Genomic DNA, 18,252 nt, shown 5'->3' with positions numbered 1-18,252 from the left:
GATGTCCACCCTGCTGATGGTTCGGCATGGCGAGAGCACGGCCAACGTGGCGGCCCGCTATACCTGGCACGACGATGAGCCGCTGACCGAACTCGGTCGCCGGCAGGCCCGCGATGCCGGCCGCCGGCTGGCGGAGCATTACCGGCCCGCGCACCTTTACTGCAGTCGCTTCCGCCGCGCCCGCCAGACCGCGGACGGCATCGCCGCCGAGGTCGGTCTCCCGGTGATGGAGATCGACGGCATCCAGGAGCGCTACTTCGGCGACCTCCGGGGCAAGCCCTGGGCCGTGTACCGGGAGGTCGTGGCCCCTCTCGAGATCGAGGAACTCTGGCGCCACCCGGCACCGGGCGGCGAGTCGCTCGTCGACGTCGCAAGACGGGCCGCGCCGGTGGTGTCCGAGTTGGCGGAGCGTCACCCTGGGAAGCAGGTGATCGTGGTCTCCCACGGCGGCGTGATGGCGGCGCTGCGGGCCTGGATCGCAGGCACGTGGAAGAACCGGCCAACACACACGATGAACGCGGACGGCTTCCGCCTTGAGCGAGACGGCGCCGGGTGGCGTCCTCCGCAGCCGCTCTTTGACGCAACGTGACTTCGTTGCGTTCTACGGCGCAGCCTCCTAAAATGGACGGTCCTGCTATGCGATTCGAGCACTGGAGACGTCGCCGGCTGATGGAGAACCTGGAGTGATGAGCTTGCGTACACGAACCCTTGCACTGCTCGGAGCCTTGTGTCTGCTGCCGGCCGTCGGCTGTGGCCCCGAAGTTCCTACCGTCACCATCACCGCGATCGCGCCGTTGACCGGCGAGGCCCAGGTCTACGGGCAGGAAATCGCGAACGGCATGCAGTTGCGGCATGAGCGGCTGTTGGCGGGCGACGAAGAGATCGGTTACAACGTGGTTCTCGAAGTCGTGGACTCCGAAGGCGATCCGGCACAGGCCGCGACGCTGCTGGAAACGGCATTTACGTCGTCGCTCGCGGCGATCGGCGGGGTCACGAGTGACGAGGCCCTGGCCATGATTCCGGTCGTCAACGAAGCGGATCGGGTCCTGCTGTCGCCGTCCGCATCGAGCCCCGCGTTGAGCGGCGTCTCCGAGTTCTTCTACCGCCTCTACCCGAGCGCGGAAATCGAAGCCTCGACGATGGCGACCTTCCTGCGCGACCGGCTGCAGGTCGCGCGGCTCGTCGTGGTGGCCCACGACACGGCCTTCGGTACCTCGCTCGCCGACGCGATCGAATCGGTTTGGGGAAGCCAGCTCGCCGGCCGTGTCGTGTTTACAGCGGCCAGCGATCAGAACGCGATGGTCGACGAGGCCCTGGGCTACGACGCGGATGCGATCTATGTTGCCGCCTCCGGATCCGCCCTGGCCGAGGCAATGCAGGCGTTGCGGCTGGGGGGCTTCAACGAGCCGCACGACTACCTGGCCGCGAGTTCCTCGCTCGCCATCGAATCCGTGCTGACGGAGGCAGGCCCCGCCGCGAACAACAGCGTCCTGACGGCGCCGCCTTACGACACGGAGAGTCTCGACGAGCCGGTCGCGTCCTTCGTCGCGGCTTATCAGGAGAAGCATGGCACCGTCCCGAGCTACTACGCGGCTCTCGGCTACGACGCGCTGTGGGTCTACATCGAAGCCCTGTCCGAGGTCGACGCGATCGCCGTGCCCAGCGACTTCCTGAAGGGCATGAGAGCGGTACGCGAACTCCAGGGCGTGACCGGCAACATCCAGTTCCGGGAGACCGGAGACGTGCAGAAGTTCACCCGCATCTACCAGGTGGTCGACGGCAAGCTGGTCGACTTCGAGAAGTACCAGAAGGAGCGCCGGGAGGAGCTCCTGAGGCAGATGCAGGAGACCATGCGGCAGATCGAGCAGGCCAATCGGAACTAGCACTTCAGGCGGCCTCCATCCCGATCGCTGCTAGACTGCGGCCGTTGCACCTACCGACCGGTCGGCAGACACTCGTCCCGTAAACCAGGAGACCCGCTTCCATGTCCGGAATCGTCCGCTACGGCAGCTACGTACCCTTCAACCGCATCCAGAGGTCGGCCATGGGCTTCGGCCGCGGAGAGCGTGCTGCCGCCAGCTACGATGAAGACTCGGCTTCGATGGCGGTCGAAGCCTCGCGTGAGGCGCTTCGTGATCTGCCCGACGGCGCCGCGGTGGACACCGTGGTGTTCGCTTCGACCAGCGCCCCGTACACCGAGAAGCTGAACGCGGCGACCCTGCAGGCCGCGACGAACCTGTCCAAGTCGGTCACGGCGCTCGACTTCGGTGGCTCGAGCCGCGCCGGGCTGTCGGCCCTTCTTGCGGGCCTCGACATGGCCTCGGGCGGCCGAACGGTGCTCGTGGCCGCCAGCGACGTGGTCGTCGGTGCCCCGAGCGGTCCACGGGAGTCGGGCGGCGGCGACGCGGCGGCAGCCTTCGTCCTGAGCGGCAACGGCGCCGAACCGATCGCCCGCCTGATCGGCCGCGCTTCCTGCACCGAGGAAGTGCTCGACGTCTGGCAGAGCCCCGGCATGCCCTTCGCCAAGCAGTGGGAGGAGCGCTTCGGCGCCAGTATCTTCACGCCGCTGCTCGTCGAGACCTTCGGCCGCGCCCTGGCCGACGCCGGCGTGGCGGCCTCGGACCTCGCCAAGGTCGTGCTCGACGGCACGAACGCCCGCGTCTTCCGGGGCTTCATGCGCCCCTCGGGCCTCGCTCCCGCCCAGCTCGCCGACGGTCTGGCGGGCACGGTCGGCCGTGCGGGAGCCGCCCACGCCGGCCTGACGCTGGCGAGCGCGCTCGATGGTGCTTCCGCCGGCGACAGGATTGCCGTCGCCTGCGTTGCCGATGGCGTCGACGTGGCCGTCTTCGAGGTCACCGAGGCGATCGACGATGGCCGTCCGAAACACAGCGTGGCCTCGTGGGTGGAGTCGAAGCGCGACGATCTCGCCTACACGACCTACCTGAAGTGGCGCGACGTGCTGCCGTTCGAGCCGCCGCGACGCCCCGATCCCGACCGGCCCGCGGCGCCGCCGATGCAGCGCGCCGAACGCTGGAAGTTCGGATTCCTGGGTTCCCGCTGCAACCGCTGCGGCAACACGAACCTGCCGCCGCAGCGCGTGTGCGTCGTCTGCCAGGCCTCCGACGACTCGACGGTCGAGCCGTACGCCGACAGCGAATGCCGGATCAGCACCTATACCCTGGATCGTCTCGCCTACTCGCTGCAACCTCCCGTGATCGGCGCGGTGGTCGACTTCGACAAGGGCGGCAGGATGCTCTGCCAGCTCACCGACGTCGACCCGGACAAGGTGGCGATCGGCGACGAGTTGGAAATGACGTTTCGCCGCCTGTACACTGCGGGAGGCGTGCACAACTACTTCTGGAAGGCGCGCCCGAGGCGCTGAACATCGATAGGAAACACGGATCCATCCGAAGAACGACCAAGGAGCACGAATGGCCAGTAAGGGAATCTGTGATCGCGTAGCTATCGTCGGCATGGGCTGCACCAAGTTCGGCGAACACTGGGACCGCAGCGCCAGCGACCTGCTGGTCGATGCCGTGCAGGAGGCCTACGGCTCCGCCGGGATCGAGCCGGACAATGTCGACGCGTACTGGCTGGGCACGACGGGCAGCGGCATCTCGGGCCTTACGCTCTCCGAGCCGCTCAAGATCCAGTACAAGCCGGTCACCCGGCTCGAGAACATGTGCGCCACCGGCAGCGAGGCGATGCGCAACGCCGCCTACGCGGTCGCGTCCGGCGCCTACGACCTGGTCATGGCCGTCGGCGTCGAGAAGCTGAAGGACTCCGGGTTCTCCGGCCTCACGGGCAGCGCCCCTCCGGGCGACGGCACCGAGTCCGGCATGACCGCTCCGGCCAACTTCTCGCTCCTGGCGCCCGCGTACGCCGAGAAGTACGGCGTTGACCTGGAGACGATGCGCGACGTGCTCACCAAGATCGCGTACAAGAACCACTACAACGGCGCCCGCAACGAGAAGGCGCAGTTCCAGCGAGAGGTGCCGGTCGAGAAGATCAACTCCTCGCCCAAGATCGCCGGAATGCTCGGCATCATGGACTGCTCGGGTGTCTCCGACGGCGCTGCCGCCGCGGTGATCTGCCGCGCCGAGGACGCGCACAAGTACAACGACAACCCGATCTTCATCAAGGCGCTGTCGTTCGTGGCCGGTCCGGCCGAGGGCGCGAAGCGGCAGGACTACGACTTCACCACGTTCCCCGAGGTCGTCGAGAGCGCCAGGGACGCGTACGAGCAGGCGGGCATCGAGGATCCGCGGGAGCAGATCAGCATGGCCGAGGTCCACGACTGCTTCACGCCGACGGAGCTCGTCCTCATGGAGGACCTCGGGTTCTCACCGCGCGGTCAGGCCTGGAAGGACACGATGGACGGCCGCTTCGACCTCCACGGCGACCAGCCGGTCAACCCGGACGGCGGCCTGAAGAGCTTCGGCCATCCGATCGGCGCCTCCGGCCTGCGGATGATGTACGAGATGTGGCTGCAGCTCCGCGGCGAGGCCGGTGAGCGGCAGATCGCCGATCCCAAGGTGGGGCTGACCCACAACCTCGGCGGCGCCCCTGGCCGCTGCGTCAGCTTCGTCTCGGTCGTCGGGCTGTAGGTCCTGACCGAAGCGCTAGTGCATTACGACCCCGCCGGGAAACCGGCGGGGTCGTTTGTTTCTACTTCGCAGCCCGCGTCAGCGCCTCATCCATCGCCGCCAGCGCGAACTCGACATCGGCGTCGGTCAGCACCAGAGGCGGCTTGATCCGGAGCACATTGCCGTAGAGGCCGCCCTTGCCGACGAGGGCGCCGAGGTCCTTGAGTTCGTCGAGGACACGGCCGGTCAGGGCGGTGCCCGGCGTCCTGGCTTTCCGGTCGGCGACCAGTTCGACGCCGATCATCAGGCCCTGGCCGCGGACATCGCCGATCGCTTCGTGGTCGTGCGCCAGCGCCCGCAGTCCGGCGAGCAGTCGGCTGCCGAGGGCCAGCGCGTTCCGCTGGAGGCCCTCCTCCTCGATCACTTCAAGGACCGCGAGTCCGGCCGCCGACACCAGCGGATTGCCGCCGAACGTGTTGATGTGGAGTCTCTGCGCCAGGGCGGCGGCGATCTCCGACGTGGTGGCCACGGCCGCGAGCGGAAGGCCGTTGCCGATGCCCTTCGCCATCGTGACGATCTCGGGGACGACGCCGGAGCGCTCGAAGCCCCAGAAGTTGTCGCCGGTCCGGCCGAAGCCGGTCTGCACCTCGTCGGCGATGCAGACGCCGCCGTGCGCCCGGACGATGTCGTAGACCTCCGGGAGGTAGTTCGGTGCGCCCATCGTCACGCCTCCGGCTCCCTGGATCGGCTCGGAGATGAAGGCGGCGACCTGGCCCGGGGTGGAGTAGCGGATGAGTTCGGCCACGTCCTCGGCGGAGCGGCTGGCGATCTGTTCGGGCGTTCCGGAGAACGGATTGCGGTAGGGGTCGGGGTTGAGCGCGTGGTGCACCGGCCCGCCGCGCTGCACGCCGGACTTCCACGTGTGAATGCCGGTCAGCGCCCCGGTCGGCGCGCTGCCGCCGTGGTAGGCGTTGCGGATGCCGATGACGTCGGCGTGGCCGGTGTGAAGCCGGGCCATCTGGATCGCCAGATCGTTCGCCTCGCTGCCGCTGTTCACGAAGTAGATCCGGTCCAGACTCGGAGGCAGCTTGGCCAGCAATGCCTCGGCGAAGCGCGGCATGTTCGGGTGGAGGAAGGCGGTCGATCCGTGCGCCAGCAACGCCATCTGCTCCTGGACCGCGGCGACGATCCTGGGGTGCGAATGACCGCAGGCAACGGTGCAGATGCCGGCGAACAGATCGAGATAGCGACGGCCGGTTTCGTCCCAGACGTACTGCCGGTGACCCTCCACCAGCATCACGGGGTCGCTGTAGAGGGTGAACAGGGCCGGGTTCACGTGCTGCCGGCGCAGGGCGAGGATCTCCTCGCGGGTGGCGCCCGCGTAGGGTCTCGGCCGGTGATCGCACGGAGGCAACTCCAGGGAACGGGATCGGGAAGGGGTCGCGACGTCGAGTGCCACGGTCATGGTTGCAGTTCCTCGGCGGCCCGTCTCTTGGGGCCGGCTGTGTGGTTCGCTGTTGCGGCCGCGCAGTGATCGCGGCGGCGTGGTAGGTAACCCTAACTCAAGAGATCGACGATCGTGAGCGCCATCACCTGGGTCGATCGGGTGATGTCGGAGAGCAGGCAGCGTTCGTCCGGCTGGTGGGCCTGTTCCAGTTCGCCCGGTCCGTAGGCGACGCACTGGCCGATGCCGCCGATGCGCTGGAAGTGCTTGTGATCGTAGGTGCCGGGGCTCGCCACCAGATCGGCGGCGTCGCCGGTCGCAGTCTCTATGGCGCGACCGAGCGATTCGACCAGGGCGCAGTCGTTCGGCGTGTGTGTCGGAAGGACGCTCAACAGCTCCTCGACTTCGAACTGAATGCCGGGCCGGCGCGCTTCCACCGCGTCGAGGACTCCCCGGACCTCGGCGCGCACGGCGTCAGGTCCCTCCTCGATCAGGTAGCGCCGGTCGACGACGAGCTCGCACTGGTCGGCGACGCAGGGAGACGGCAGGCCCTGGCCGTGACCGTCCAGGGCGGCGGAGGCATCGAGCCCCTCGATGACTTGGCCGCCGGCGATCGAGTTCATGTTGATCGTCGGCCGGCGAGCTCCTTCCGGCACCACGGGTAGTTCAGTGACGAGGTCGCCGATCGCCTCCTTGAGGCCAAGGGCCGCCTCGGCTGCCGCGTCGATCGCCGAGACGCCGAGGAAGGGCATCGAGCCGTGGGCGATGCGCCCGCGTGCTGTGATACGGAACCAGAGCACGCCGCGATGGCCTATGCAGATCCGGGTCGGACTGAAGGGTTCGGGGATGATGACGTAGTCGGTCGTTCGGCTGGTGACCCGACCGATCGCCGCGAGGTGAGCGACGCCCGCCAGCCCGCCGCTCTCCTCGTCCACCGTGCCGCTGATCTCGATCGTTCCGCGCAGATTGACGCCGCTGCGGCGGACCGCTTCCGCGGCGAACACGGCCGCGGCGATGCCGGCCTTCATGTCCGCCGAGCCGCGGCCGTAGAGCCAGCCGTCCCTGATCTCGCCGCCGAACGGGTCGACGGTCCAGCCGTCTCCCGGCGGCACGACATCGAGGTGCCCGTTGAGGTGAAGGGCCGGCCGCGTGCGCCGGCCGCGGCGCAGACCAAGCACGTTGATCTTCGGGCGTTTCGGGTCGTTTCCCGGGCCCCGGATGTACTCCGTTTCGAAGCCACCCGCCTCGAGCCGGACGCCGAGCAGTTCCGCGCACTCCCGGTAGCAATCGCCGGGCGGGTTGACCGACGGCACGCGGATCAACTCCGACGCGAAGTGGGCCGCCTCCTCGCCGCAGACAGCGGCCTCGGACAGGACCCGGTCGACGAGACCCGACGCCACTCGGGCGCAATCGCTCTGTACGGACGTCATGGACGGTGCCTTCCGGTGACCGGGGTTCTGCGCCAGTGGCTGCGTTCTACGGGCCGGTAGTACGCTTGCCAGACTACTATGTTCGCGCGATGTGGATTGCGGATCGCGGCTCTCGGAGCGCTGGCCCTCGGCGCCTGGACTCCGGGCTTGGCTGAAGACCCCGGCCTGACCGCGGTCGAGGGGCTGCGAGTCGGCCAGTTCACCTACGAGGAGCGGCCCACCGGCTGCACCGTCGTGCTCGCGTTGGATGGCGCGATCGGCGCGGTCGACGTCCGGGGTGGGGCGCCGGCCACTCGCGAGACGGCCCTGCTGAGTCCCCACAACATGATCCAGGAGCTCCACGCGGTGGTCCTGAGCGGCGGCAGCGCCTACGGTCTCGACGCGTCGGGAGGGGTGATGCGCTACCTCGAGGAGCAGGACGTCGGCTACCGGGTCGGGGCCGGCGTGGTGCCGATCGTCGTCGCCGCGTCGCTCATGGATCTCGGCATGGGCGGCGCCAGCAAGCCGCGGCCGGACGCCGAATGCGGCTACACGGCCGCGGCGGCGGCCAGCACGGGTCCGGTGGCCCAGGGCAACGTCGGCGCCGGCGCCGGCGCCACGGTGGGCAAGATGGGTGGACGGGGATCGCGGATGAAGGGCGGCCTCGGCAGTGCGTCGATCAAGCTGGAGCAGGGACCGTTGGCGGGCCTGGTGGTCGCGGCTCTCGTCGCGGTCAACGCGGTGGGCGACGTGATCGACCCGGCTACCGGTCAGGTGGTGGCGGGGGTGCGCGGTCCGAACGATGAGTTGCTCGACGCCCGCAAGCTGCTGCGGAGCGGTCTCGGCCGCGACCGCCGCGCCAGCCGGCGGGAGGCGGAGAACCGGGAGAACACGACGATCGCCGTGGTCGCGACGAACGCGACCCTGAACCAGGCCGAGGCGACCCGCATGGCGCAGATGGCCCACGATGGTCTCGCCCGCTCGATCGTTCCCTCGCATACGCCGGGCGACGGCGACACGGTGTTCGCGATCGCCACCGGCGTCCTTGAAGGGCCGGCGGATGTCAGCCGCATCGGCGCGCTCGCGGCCGAGGCGCTCGCCGACGCGGTGCTCAACAGTGTGCGGAATGCGGAGTCGCTTCCCGGCATTCTCGCCGTCCGCGACCTGCCCTGAGTTCCTCGTGATGGCGTCAACGAACCCGTTCCGTCTGGAGGACCGCACGGTCGCCGTGATCGGCGCCGGCTCCGGCATTGGCGAGGGCGCGGCCGAGGCCTGCGCCCGCCAGGGAGCCCGGGTCGCCTGCTTCGACGTGAATTTGGTCGCCGCGCGGGCGACCGCTGAACGGATCGTGGCCGCGGGGGCTCGGGCCGAAGCGGCCGAACTGGACGTCCTCGATGCCGAAGCGATGACGTCTGCGCTCGGCGCTCTGGCCGACCTGCGCGGCGTCGTTGCGACGCCAGGCGTCAACGTCCGCAAGCGCCTGCTCGACTATCAGCCGGACGAGTTCGATCGCGTGGTGACGCTCAATCTCCGGGGCGCGATGTCGGTGCTCCAGGTCGCGGGCGGCCTCCTGTCCGCGAACGGCGGCGGCAGCATCGTGCTGCTGTCGTCGATCCGCTCCCAGGTCGTCGAGCCGGGTCAGGGCGTCTACGCGGCGACCAAGGCGGGCATCGTCCAGCTCGCGCGCACGGCGGCCGCCGAACTCGGGCACGCCGGCGTGCGGGTCAACGCCCTGGCGCCGGGGGTCGTCGACACGCCCCTGACGAAGCCGATTCAGCAGAACGAGGCCTGGAACCGGGCCTACGCCGGGAAGACGGCGCTGGGCCGGTGGGGAAGGGCGGACGAGATCGGCAACGCGGCGGCGTTCCTGGTCTCGGACGCGTCGAGCTACATGACGGGTGCGGTGCTCTTCGTCGACGGCGGCTGGACCGCGATCGACGGTCGCTTCGATCCCCCCGCCTGAAGCCCCGCGCCTCTTCATCGCCCTGAGTAGACTCGGCGCCGTCCATGGCTGCCACCGACGACCTGTTTCGACTCGACGGCAAGACGGCGGTGGTTACCGGCGCGTCGTCCGGCCTCGGTGTCGTCTTCGCTGAGGCGCTGGCCTCGGCCGGCGCCTCGGTCGTCGTTTCCGCCCGGCGCCTGGATCGGCTGGAGCAACTCGCCGCGGAGATCGAGGACAGCGGTGCAAAGGCCCTCGCCGTGCCGTGCGACGTATCTCGGGAGGAGGAGGTCGACGCGCTCGCGACGAGTGCGCTGGACCACTTCGGCCGGGTGGACGTGCTGGTCGCCAACGCCGGCATCTCCGATCCCCGCCCGGCCGAGCAGGAACCGCTCGACGTGTGGCAACGGATCGTGGCTGTGAACCTGACCGGCGTCTTCCTCAGCAACCGCCGCTTCGGCGCCCTGATGCTGGAGCAGGGATCGGGCTCGATCGTCAACGTCGCCTCGGTGCTCGGCGTCGTGGGTGCCGGCCAGATCCCGCAGGCCTCCTACACCGCGTCCAAGGGCGGCGTCGTCAACATGACGCGCGAACTCGCGGCCCAGTGGGCGCGGCGAGGGGTGCGGGTGAACGCGATCGGCCCCGCCTGGTTCGAGTCCGAGATGACCGAGGAAATGTTCGCGTCGGATCAGGCCCTGCGCTGGATCCGACGCAAGACGCCGATGGGCCGGCCCGGCCGCGGCGAGGAACTGGCCGGCCCGGTCGTGTTCCTGGCCTCCGACGCGTCGAGCTACGTCACCGGCCAGACGTTGCTCGTCGACGGCGGCTGGACGGTTATCTAGCGCCGCCGGATCGCAGTCGCGATGACCTACGAGATCGCCTTCCTGCTGGTCGTCCTGGCGGCCATGGTCGTCCTGTTCCTGACCGAGAAGCTGCCGATCGACCTGACCGCGTTCCTCGGTCTGACCCTGCTGGTCTTCATGGGCTACGTCGCCGTTGACCAGGCGTTCACCGGCTTCGCATCTTCGGCGGTCATCACGATGCTGTCGATCTTCATCGTCAGCGCCGGGCTGATGCAGACGGGGGTGGCAGACCTGGTGGGCGGTGCGATTCATCGGTTCGTCGGCAGCCGCGAGGTGCCCCTGATCGTCGCCGTGATGCTGGTCGCGGGCGTGCTTTCGATGTTCATGAACAACATCGCGGCCACCGCCGTCTTGATGCCGGCGGTGGCGAGTCTCGGCCGGCGAGCGCACCTGTCGCCGTCCCGGCTGTTCCTGCCGTTGGCGTTCGGAGCCATTCTGGGTGGTACCGCGACGATGGTCGGGACGCCGCCGAACATCCTGGCGGCCTCGATGCTGCGGGACCGGGGACTCGAGCCGTTCGGCCTCTTCGACTTCACGCCGTTCGGCCTCGTGTTGCTGTTGGGCGGCGTGGCCTTCATGCTGACCCTGGGGCGCCGGCTGCTGCCGGGTCGCAGAACCGGAGCGGTGGGTCGGCGTGAATCGGAACTCGCGGATCTCTACGGCCTCCATGAGGGCCTGTTCTCGATCCGGATTCCGGCGGCTTCGCAGCTCGACGGGGCGACCCTGCGCGAGACGCGGTTGGGGACGACGCTTGGCGTGCAGCTTCTCGGCATCGCGCGCGGCGAGGACTGGCGGCTGGCGCCGAAGGACGACATGCGCCTGCTGGCCGGCGACGAACTGGTTGTGCAGGGCGATGCCGAGGAGGTGCAGCAGATGCTGCGCCTCCAGGGCGTCGATGTCGGCACGGCCACGACCCTCGGCACGGCCACGACGGGCGAGATCGGCGCGCCGGAGGCGGGCGTGACCGCGCTCAGGGCGCGGGTGCCGGCCGTGTCTCCGCTGGCCGGGAGCACGCTGGCCGAGACTCGGTTCCGCGAGCACTGGCGGGTGTTCGTGATCGCGGTGGAACGCGACGGCGAGGTCCATGTCGACCGGCTTGGCGATCTGCCGCTAGAGAAAGGAGATCTTCTCTACGGGCTGTTTGGCGGCGACGCGCCTGAGCTCGCCTCCGATGTGCTCGAGATCGAGGAGACCGGCCCCGCCGTCCTTCACCGCCTCGACGATCAACCGCTGCTGGTCATTCGGGTACCGGAGAACTCGGCGCTTCTGGCCAGCGGCGCGGGTGTCGAGTGGATGGGCCGGCTGATGGAACTCACCGTGGTGGCGGTCGAGCGGGGTCGCGAAGTGATCTGGGGACCGGGCCCCCAGATCCGGTTCGAGGCCGGAGACCAGCTGTTCGTCAAGGGCAGGGAACGGCGCCTGCGCGCCCTGCTGCGCATGGGCGGCGTCGAGTTGACCGCCGGCGTTTCGGCGCCCACGTTCGAGTCCGAGGAGGTGGGCATGGCCGAGGCCACGCTGGCGCCCCGGTCCCGTCTCGCGGGGCGGAGTCTCGAGGAGATTGAATTCCGCGATCGCTATGGGGTTCAGGTGCTAGCGATCTGGCGCGAGGGGCGGCCGATCCGCAGCGGCTTGGCGGAGCTCGCGCTACGGGTGGGCGACGCGTTGCTACTGCAGGGGCGCCGGGGCCGGCTCGGTCTGCTGTCCCGGGAGCGGGATTTGGTCCTTCTCTCGGATGTCGCGGAGGAGCCGCGCCGCATGAACAAAGCGCCGTTTGCCGTCGGATGCCTCGCCTTGATGGTGGGGCTGGTGGTGACGGGCCTTGCACCCATTCAGGTCGCCGCGTTCGCGTCGGCGAGCCTGATCGTCCTCTGCGGCGCGCTGACGATGGAGGAGGCCTACCGGGCGGTCGAGTGGCGGGCGATCTTCCTGGTGGCGGCGATCCTGCCGGTCGGATCGGCGATGGAGAGCAGCGGGACGGCGGCCCTGTTGGCGAGCAGTGTGATGGAACTGGCGGGTCCGGCCGGGCCGTACGCGGTGCTGGCGGCGCTGGTCCTTCTTTCGAGTCTGCTCAGCCAGTGCCTCGATGGTGCGCCGGCGGTGGTGTTGCTGACGCCGGTTGTCCTGGAGGCTGCCTCGGGCCTCGGTCTGTCGCCCTACCCGCTGATGATGGGCGTGGCCTTGGCGGCGTCGGCGGCGTTTATGACGCCGTTCAGCCACAAGGCGAACCTGCTGGTCATGGGCGCCGGCGGCTATCGCAGCATGGACTATCTGCGGGTCGGCACGCCGCTAACGGTGGTTCTTCTCGCGGTGATCGTCTGGATGGTGCCGCTCATCTTCCCGTTCTAGGCCTTGCACGGGCGGCGCTCGGCTATCATCCCGGTTTCGCCCCCTTCAACTCGACCGAACGGCGGGAGATCCCATGGCATCACCGAACGAACGAGCCCTCCGCATCCTTGCGACCTCTGCCTTCGCCCTGACCGTCGCGGCCTCCGCCGCCGCGCAGACCACGGGCGACATCCGCGGCCAGGTCCGCGACGCCAACGGCGACGGCCTGCCGGGCGTTATGGTGACGGCGACGATCGAGGATCGCGGCGTGTCGCGAACCACGATCACCGGCGTCGGCGGGAACTTCGTCATCTCGTCGCTCCAGGTCGACGACTATGTTGTGACCGCGGCCCTCGACGGTTTCCGGAACCACCGGGTCGAGGACGTTCGGGTCAGCATCGCCGCGACGGTCAACCTGGAGATCCCGCTGTCACTGGAGGCCGTGGAGGAGGAGGTGACGGTCACCGCGTCGCCTATCCTCGACGTGACGAGCTCCAGCGTCGGCACCAGCTTCACCGCGGACTTCATCGACGATCTGCCGACCGACCGGAACTTCTGGGATCTGGTCGCGGTGTCGCCCGGGATCAGCCAGGCCTCCGAGGGCAGCACGTCGTTGAGCGCCTTCGGTTCGAGCGTGGCCTCGAACTCCTGGCGTATCGACGGCCTGGACACGACTTCCTCGGACACCGGCCGCGCCTTCTGGTGGACGAACCCGGCGATCATCGAGGAGGTGCAGGTGCTGGGGATCGGCGCTCCGGCGGAGTACGGCAGCATGTCGGGGGCGGCGATCAACATCGTGACCAAGTCCGGTACGAACGAGTTCGCCGGCACGGTCGACTGGTTCCACATGAACGACGGTCTCACGGAAGAGAACGCCGAGATCGACGGCCTCCCGTTCCATCGGGAGGAGTTCGATGACCTGACGGGCACTCTCGGCGGTCCGTTGGCCCGGGACAAGGCGTGGTTCTTTGCCTCCATTCAGACCACGGATGACGCGTACGCCGATCCGGGCGTCGACCCGTCCTTCCCGACTGCCTATCCGACGGTGCGCTCCGACATCAAGATCAACGCGGCGTTCAACGACAGCAACCTGATGGAGGCGAAGTACCACTTCGAGGACTACGACTTCGTCTTCGCGGCACCCAATACGACGCCGGACGCGATCGCGACCGAGTACGGCAACAATCCGGCGTGGGGCCTTCAGTTCCAGTCGGTCCTGACTCCGAACGACTACCTCGAGGTCATGTACACCGGCTACAGCAGCGACGACAACCTGCTCTCGGCAACGGGGAGCACCGCCGATCCCTATACGGACTACTCGCCGGCCGACGGCGGTCCGCCTCAGTCCAGCGGCAGTCCCGGTTACACCTACATTTGGCTGCTCGGCCGGGACCAGTTGGACGTCAAGCTCTCGCACCACGCCGACGACCTCCTGGGCGGCGACCACGACTTCAAGTTCGGCATCTCCTACGGTACCGGCCACGGCGATACGCGGACGGGCGGCGGGCCGAATGGCGTCTACTTCTACCGCTACGAGTACTACCCGGGCTACCCGTACTACTACCGGGTTACCGCCCGGCCGTTCTACTACGGCGCCGAGACGGCGGTGGTCTCGGCCTTCGTCGACGACTCCTGGCAGGTGAACTCGAATCTGACGCTCAACGTCGGAGTGCGGTACGACCAGCACAACGGCGAGATTCCGGACTACCCGATCCTGAACCAGGACTGGAGCCCCACCTCCGAGATCATCCCCGGGGTCCAGGACGTGATCGACTGGTCACTGATTTCGCCTCGCATCGGCATGGCGTACCAGATCGGCGACCGGCAAGTCTTCCGCGCCTTCTACGGCAAGTTCTTCGACGCCGACGTGACCGGAAACTGGTACGCACCGCCACCGAATCCGCCGGTCTACGTCACCGAGTTCGGGCCGTCGCTGGACGGCCCATGGTCGTACTCGTCCAGCTTCGAGTACCACGGAAACCTGTTCCATCCCGATATCAAGGCGCCCGAAACCGATCAGTTCACGCTGGGCTGGGAGCGGCGCTTTGGCGACAACTACACCTTCGGGATTCAGGGCGTCTACAAGGAAGCGAAGAACCTGATCGGCTGGGAGATCCTGGACGACGGTGTCTACGAGAATGTGCCGTGGACGAACCCGTTCAGTGGCGAAACGGAGCAGTTGTTCAGCGTCATCGAGCAGCCCACCACGCGCAAGGGTAATGGGCCGGGCCCTGGCTCCAAGGCGCCAGGAAGGAGCTACAACCAGCAGTACGAGGGCGTGGTCCTCTCCTTCAACAGGCGCTACAGCGACGGTTGGAGCTTCCAATCCTCGTACACCTGGTCCGACTCGAGCGGTTTCATTCCGCGCCCCTTGCTGCAATCCCAGGGAAACCCCTTCTACACCTCGACCGACGGCCGCGACCCGAACAACTGGATCAATGCCGACCAGGCCCTGCAGAACGACCGAGAGCACGTGGCCCAATTCCAGGGCAGCTTCGAGCTTCCGTGGAAGATCCAGGGCAGCGCGACCTACAGCTTCATGACGGGCAAGCCGTACAGTCGCCAACTGGTGATCGGTGGCCGGGGTTCGGCTGCGCCGCTTGCTCAGGGTGGCCAGAGGATCATCGCCGTGCCGGCCAGTGACGACACTCGGTTGCCGGACCAGAACAACTTCGATCTTTCCTTCGGCCGCCGCTTCGACGTCGGCCAGGTCCAGCTCAAGCTGGATCTCCAGCTGCTGAACGTCTTCAACGAAGACACCTACGACTGGTGGGAGACTCTCCAGGTACCCGCGGACGAAGAGTTCGTGCCGAGTGGTTACCTCTTCCCGCGGCGGGTCATGATCCGCTTCGGACTCGAGTTCTAGCTAGCGGATTCGCTCATCAGGAGTCCGCTGGTCCATCCCAGCGACCGATCGGCGCCGCTACCGCCCGTGGTAGAGCGTCGCGTCCTCGGTGTGCAGCCCGCGCGGGTCGTCCCGCTTCGACTCGTAGAGCCGGCCCTCCGCGTCGACCAGATCGTCCCTGAAGATCGTCTCGTCGACGGCGACCTCGCTCGGGCAGGAGATCTCGATCAGGTTGCCCGCCGGGTCGCGGATGAACATCTGCATCGCGCCGTCCGGCAGGCGCCGCACCTTGCCCCAGGGTGACGTGTCGATCGCGCCGAGCTCGCGCATCCGGAAGAAGATCGAGTCGAAGTCGTCCACCTGCAGGCAAAGGTGGCCGCGGAACGACGCCTGATCCTCCCACTCCGTGACGTGAAGCTGCTGTTCCTCGTTGATCTTGAAGAACTGGGCCGGGAAGTCGAGGTTGAACGTCGGCAGCGGTTCGAGTCCGAGTTCGTGCTCGTAGAAGGTGCAGGCCTTCTCCAGGTCGTCAACGACGACCGTCGCGTGTTGGATCTGGAGTACCTTGGCCATTTCGGCCGAGGCTATCGAAGCCGACCGGGCCGACGAAACAACCGATCTGGAGATGGTGCGATGAACAGGGTGTGCCAGTCATGGGCGCATGTGGCATACTTTAGCCCTCATGTCCGACGGAACCACACCTGTCAGTGTCCGCTTTGGTGCACAGGGCCGACTGGTCGTACCTTCGCCGCTACGCGAGGCCCTGGGCTTCAAGCCTGGCGACCCGCTGGTCGTCCGCGTGCAGGAAGGTCGGCTGGTGGTGGAGAGCAGAGAGTCGGTGGTTCGGCGCATACGGGAACGGTTCGGCCTGCCAGGCCGCAACGTGGTGGACGAGCTCATCGCGGATCGCCGTCGGGAAGCTCGCTTGGAGGATGAGACGTCCTGAGCGTTGTACTGGACTCCTCCGCAGTCCTGGCCTTTGTGCATTCCGAGCCTGGAGCCGAGTTTGTGGCCGATGCTCTCGGCGATGCGGTCATGTCCACGGTCAACTGGGCGGAGGTGGTCTCACGGGTTCGAGGTGACGCGACGAATGGCGGCGGTGGAGGCCCTTCGGATCTTCGCTTTGAGCTCTGCGCCCTTGGCCTCCGCCTCGAGGAGTTTTCGGCGGAGCAGGCCGACCTGGCGGGCGAACTCCGCCGCTCGACGAGGGAGTTCGGCCTCTCGCTTGGCGATCGTGCCTGTCTTGCCTTGGCACTCGTGAGGAGCGAGCCTGTCTTGACAGCCGACCGGGTCTGGCAGCGGTTGAGTCTTGACGTAGAGCTCGAAGTGATCCGCTGACGTCGTTTGCAGGCAATGATCCTCCGAAGTCTGGTGCGCGAGGCCCGAGAGCGCGCAGGGCTGACTCAGGCAGCCTTGGCAGAGCGCGCCGGGGTTGCGCAGTCCACGGTTTCCCGAGTCGAATCGGGCGCCAGGACGCCTTCAACGGACCTTGTCGAGCGGCTCGTGCGGGCAACGGGGTACGAGATTCGCGTCGGTCTGGGGGAGCCGGATCCCGAGACCGCCGCGCTGCTCGAGCGGAATCTCCGGCTTTCGCCGCAAGAGCGCTTTGCCAATGCTGTGAGAGCTGCGCGATTCGTACTGCGCGGTCGTCGCTCCCTGGAAAAACGTACACGTCCCGGCAGAACGGACGGCTGACGATTGCCCGTCGCCGCCTGACGGCGGAAGCCTCAGCGGATTAGCGGCAGCAACTCCTCTGCCGAGCGCCGCGTGAGCATCGTGTAGAACTCGTCGCTCAGCAGATTGCTGCCGTGGTCCTCGATGAACTTCTTCTGCTCCGGCGTGATGTCGGTCGGCTCGGTTTCCACCGCGTTGGGGTGCCGGTTGGCGGGAGTACGGTCGATCGAGGCCACGAACTCGACGGTCAGCGCGCCGTCGTAACCGACTTCCCGTAGCGTCCGCACGATCGCGGCCCAGTCGAGGGCGCCCATGCCGGCCGCCATCCGGTTGCTGTCGGCGACGTGGAAGTCGACGAGGCGACCCGCGGCCTGGCGTATCGAGCCGAGCAGGTCGCGGTCCTCCATGTTCATGTGGAAGGCGTCGAGGCAGACGCCGCACTCCGGCCCGGTCGCTTCGGCGAGCGCCAGGGCCTGGGCCCCGCGGTTGATGAAGTAGGTCTCGAAGCGGTTGATCGGTTCGATCGCGAGCAGAACGCCCGCGGTCTGACCGTGATCGTAGATCTCCCGCATGCTCTCGACCGCCCAGTTCCACTCGTTCTCCGGCGTCGAGTCGGGGTCGACCTTGCCGACGGTGCCCGGCACGATCGAGATCTCGTGGCCGTCGAGTTCCTTGACCATCGTGATGCAGTCCTTGACGTACTGGATGGAACTCGCACGCTCGGCCTCGTCCTTCGCGATCAGGCTGCGGCCGTCCATCATCAGGGTGACGGAGCCCCAGCAGCGAATGCCGTAGCGCCGGAGCAGCTCGCGCACTTCGGCCGTGTCGTAGAGTTCCGGCTCGCCGCTGATCTCAAGCGACTCGTAGCCGAACTCCCTGAGCCGCGCGAGCGTCTTCTCGAGCGGTTCCGCGCGCATCCAGTTGTGCATCGACAGGTGCATCGTCATCGACCTCCGGGTTGCCGCGGGAAGATAGCAGGGTCGAGTCGAAGCGGAGCGGAGCGATGTCGGACGCACCCGCCCAGCCGACCCCTCGGGCCCCGACTGGGCTGGAAGGTGGTGCCGAGCGGGCGGAAGCTTCGCCAAGGATTCGGCGTTCTCACGCGTCATACCGGTGAGTTGAGATGGCAGAGGCGGTCCAGCATGTCGTCGAGGCCAGATGGGC

General features: G+C 67.9%; 16 protein-coding genes. 12 read left to right on the top strand and 4 right to left on the bottom strand.

The annotated features are described in order from the left end of the window. Window position 1: 1 nt before the first annotated feature. The 4 genes from OXG83_09655 to OXG83_09640 all read left to right on the top strand — a co-directional run bounded on the left by OXG83_09655 (window position 2) and on the right by OXG83_09640 (window position 4,607). Window positions 2–589 (top strand): histidine phosphatase family protein, encoded by a 588-nt coding sequence (locus OXG83_09655; protein ID MCY3965295.1) that lies wholly within the window; start codon window positions 2–4, stop codon window positions 587–589. Window positions 590–686: 97 nt separating this feature from the next. Then, window positions 687–1,883, top strand: coding sequence for an ABC transporter substrate-binding protein (locus tag OXG83_09650; protein ID MCY3965294.1), 1,197 nt, complete (start codon window positions 687–689; stop codon window positions 1,881–1,883). Window positions 1,884–1,984: 101 nt separating this feature from the next. Continuing rightward, complete coding sequence (locus OXG83_09645; GenBank protein MCY3965293.1) at window positions 1,985–3,382, top strand: OB-fold domain-containing protein; 1,398 nt, start codon at window positions 1,985–1,987, stop codon at window positions 3,380–3,382. A gap of 49 nt (window positions 3,383–3,431) precedes the next feature. Continuing rightward, a complete protein-coding gene (locus tag OXG83_09640) occupies window positions 3,432–4,607 on the top strand; it encodes an acetyl-CoA acetyltransferase (protein MCY3965292.1) in 1,176 nt (391 codons plus the stop codon). Window positions 4,608–4,668: 61 nt separating this feature from the next. Here the strand turns inward: OXG83_09640 and OXG83_09635 are convergent, their stop codons facing one another. Together OXG83_09635 and OXG83_09630 are read right to left on the bottom strand one after the other, a co-directional pair. Next, a complete protein-coding gene (locus tag OXG83_09635) occupies window positions 4,669–6,051 on the bottom strand; it encodes an aspartate aminotransferase family protein (GenBank protein ID MCY3965291.1) in 1,383 nt (460 codons plus the stop codon). Between the two features lie 92 nt (window positions 6,052–6,143). After that, a complete protein-coding gene (locus tag OXG83_09630; GenBank protein ID MCY3965290.1) occupies window positions 6,144–7,460 on the bottom strand; it encodes an acetylornithine deacetylase/succinyl-diaminopimelate desuccinylase family protein in 1,317 nt (438 codons plus the stop codon). Between the two features lie 147 nt (window positions 7,461–7,607). Here OXG83_09630 and OXG83_09625 point away from each other — a divergent pair, with 147 nt between their 5' ends. The 5 genes from OXG83_09625 (at window position 7,608) to OXG83_09605 (ending at window position 15,435) form a co-directional block, all read left to right on the top strand. Continuing rightward, window positions 7,608–8,612, top strand: a complete 1,005-nt coding sequence (locus tag OXG83_09625; GenBank protein MCY3965289.1) for a P1 family peptidase — start codon at window positions 7,608–7,610, stop codon at window positions 8,610–8,612. 10 nt (window positions 8,613–8,622) lie between these two features. Continuing rightward, complete coding sequence (locus OXG83_09620) at window positions 8,623–9,402, top strand: SDR family NAD(P)-dependent oxidoreductase (GenBank protein ID MCY3965288.1); 780 nt, start codon at window positions 8,623–8,625, stop codon at window positions 9,400–9,402. A 44-nt stretch (window positions 9,403–9,446) separates the two neighbouring features. Continuing rightward, window positions 9,447–10,223 carry a glucose 1-dehydrogenase gene (locus OXG83_09615; protein ID MCY3965287.1) on the top strand — a complete coding sequence of 259 codons (777 nt, stop codon included), beginning with the start codon at window positions 9,447–9,449 and terminating at the stop codon, window positions 10,221–10,223. A 21-nt stretch (window positions 10,224–10,244) separates the two neighbouring features. Further along, entirely contained in the window at window positions 10,245–12,590 is a 2,346-nt protein-coding gene (locus OXG83_09610; GenBank protein ID MCY3965286.1) for an SLC13 family permease, read from the top strand. A gap of 73 nt (window positions 12,591–12,663) precedes the next feature. Then, entirely contained in the window at window positions 12,664–15,435 is a 2,772-nt protein-coding gene (locus OXG83_09605; protein ID MCY3965285.1) for a TonB-dependent receptor, read from the top strand. Window positions 15,436–15,492: 57 nt separating this feature from the next. Here OXG83_09605 and OXG83_09600 read toward each other — a convergent pair whose 3' ends face one another. Continuing rightward, window positions 15,493–15,987: a VOC family protein gene (locus tag OXG83_09600; GenBank protein MCY3965284.1), complete on the bottom strand. Its 495-nt coding sequence runs from the start codon at window positions 15,985–15,987 to the stop codon at window positions 15,493–15,495. A 109-nt stretch (window positions 15,988–16,096) separates the two neighbouring features. Here OXG83_09600 and OXG83_09595 point away from each other — a divergent pair, with 109 nt between their 5' ends. From OXG83_09595 to OXG83_09585, 3 genes are read left to right on the top strand one after another with little or no spacing between them, the layout of a single operon-like run. After that, window positions 16,097–16,360, top strand: a complete 264-nt coding sequence (locus OXG83_09595) for an AbrB/MazE/SpoVT family DNA-binding domain-containing protein (protein ID MCY3965283.1) — start codon at window positions 16,097–16,099, stop codon at window positions 16,358–16,360. Continuing rightward, window positions 16,357–16,752 carry a type II toxin-antitoxin system VapC family toxin gene (locus OXG83_09590; protein MCY3965282.1) on the top strand — a complete coding sequence of 132 codons (396 nt, stop codon included), beginning with the start codon at window positions 16,357–16,359 and terminating at the stop codon, window positions 16,750–16,752. The genes OXG83_09595 and OXG83_09590 overlap by 4 nt, the downstream gene beginning before the upstream one ends. Window positions 16,753–16,767: 15 nt before the next feature. Then, window positions 16,768–17,109 (top strand): helix-turn-helix transcriptional regulator, encoded by a 342-nt coding sequence (locus OXG83_09585; protein MCY3965281.1) that lies wholly within the window; start codon window positions 16,768–16,770, stop codon window positions 17,107–17,109. A 32-nt stretch (window positions 17,110–17,141) separates the two neighbouring features. Here OXG83_09585 and OXG83_09580 read toward each other — a convergent pair whose 3' ends face one another. Further along, the gene (locus tag OXG83_09580; protein MCY3965280.1) at window positions 17,142–18,029 is read right to left on the bottom strand and encodes a sugar phosphate isomerase/epimerase; all 888 of its coding nucleotides are present in this window, start codon (window positions 18,027–18,029) and stop codon (window positions 17,142–17,144) included. Window positions 18,030–18,252: the final 223 nt, after the last annotated feature.

The organism is Acidobacteriota bacterium, from assembly GCA_026707545.1.
Lineage (GTDB): Bacteria > Acidobacteriota > Thermoanaerobaculia > Multivoradales > Multivoraceae > Multivorans.
Note: the sequence above shows the minus strand (reverse complement) of the source record. Positions and strands in the feature narration are given on the sequence as shown.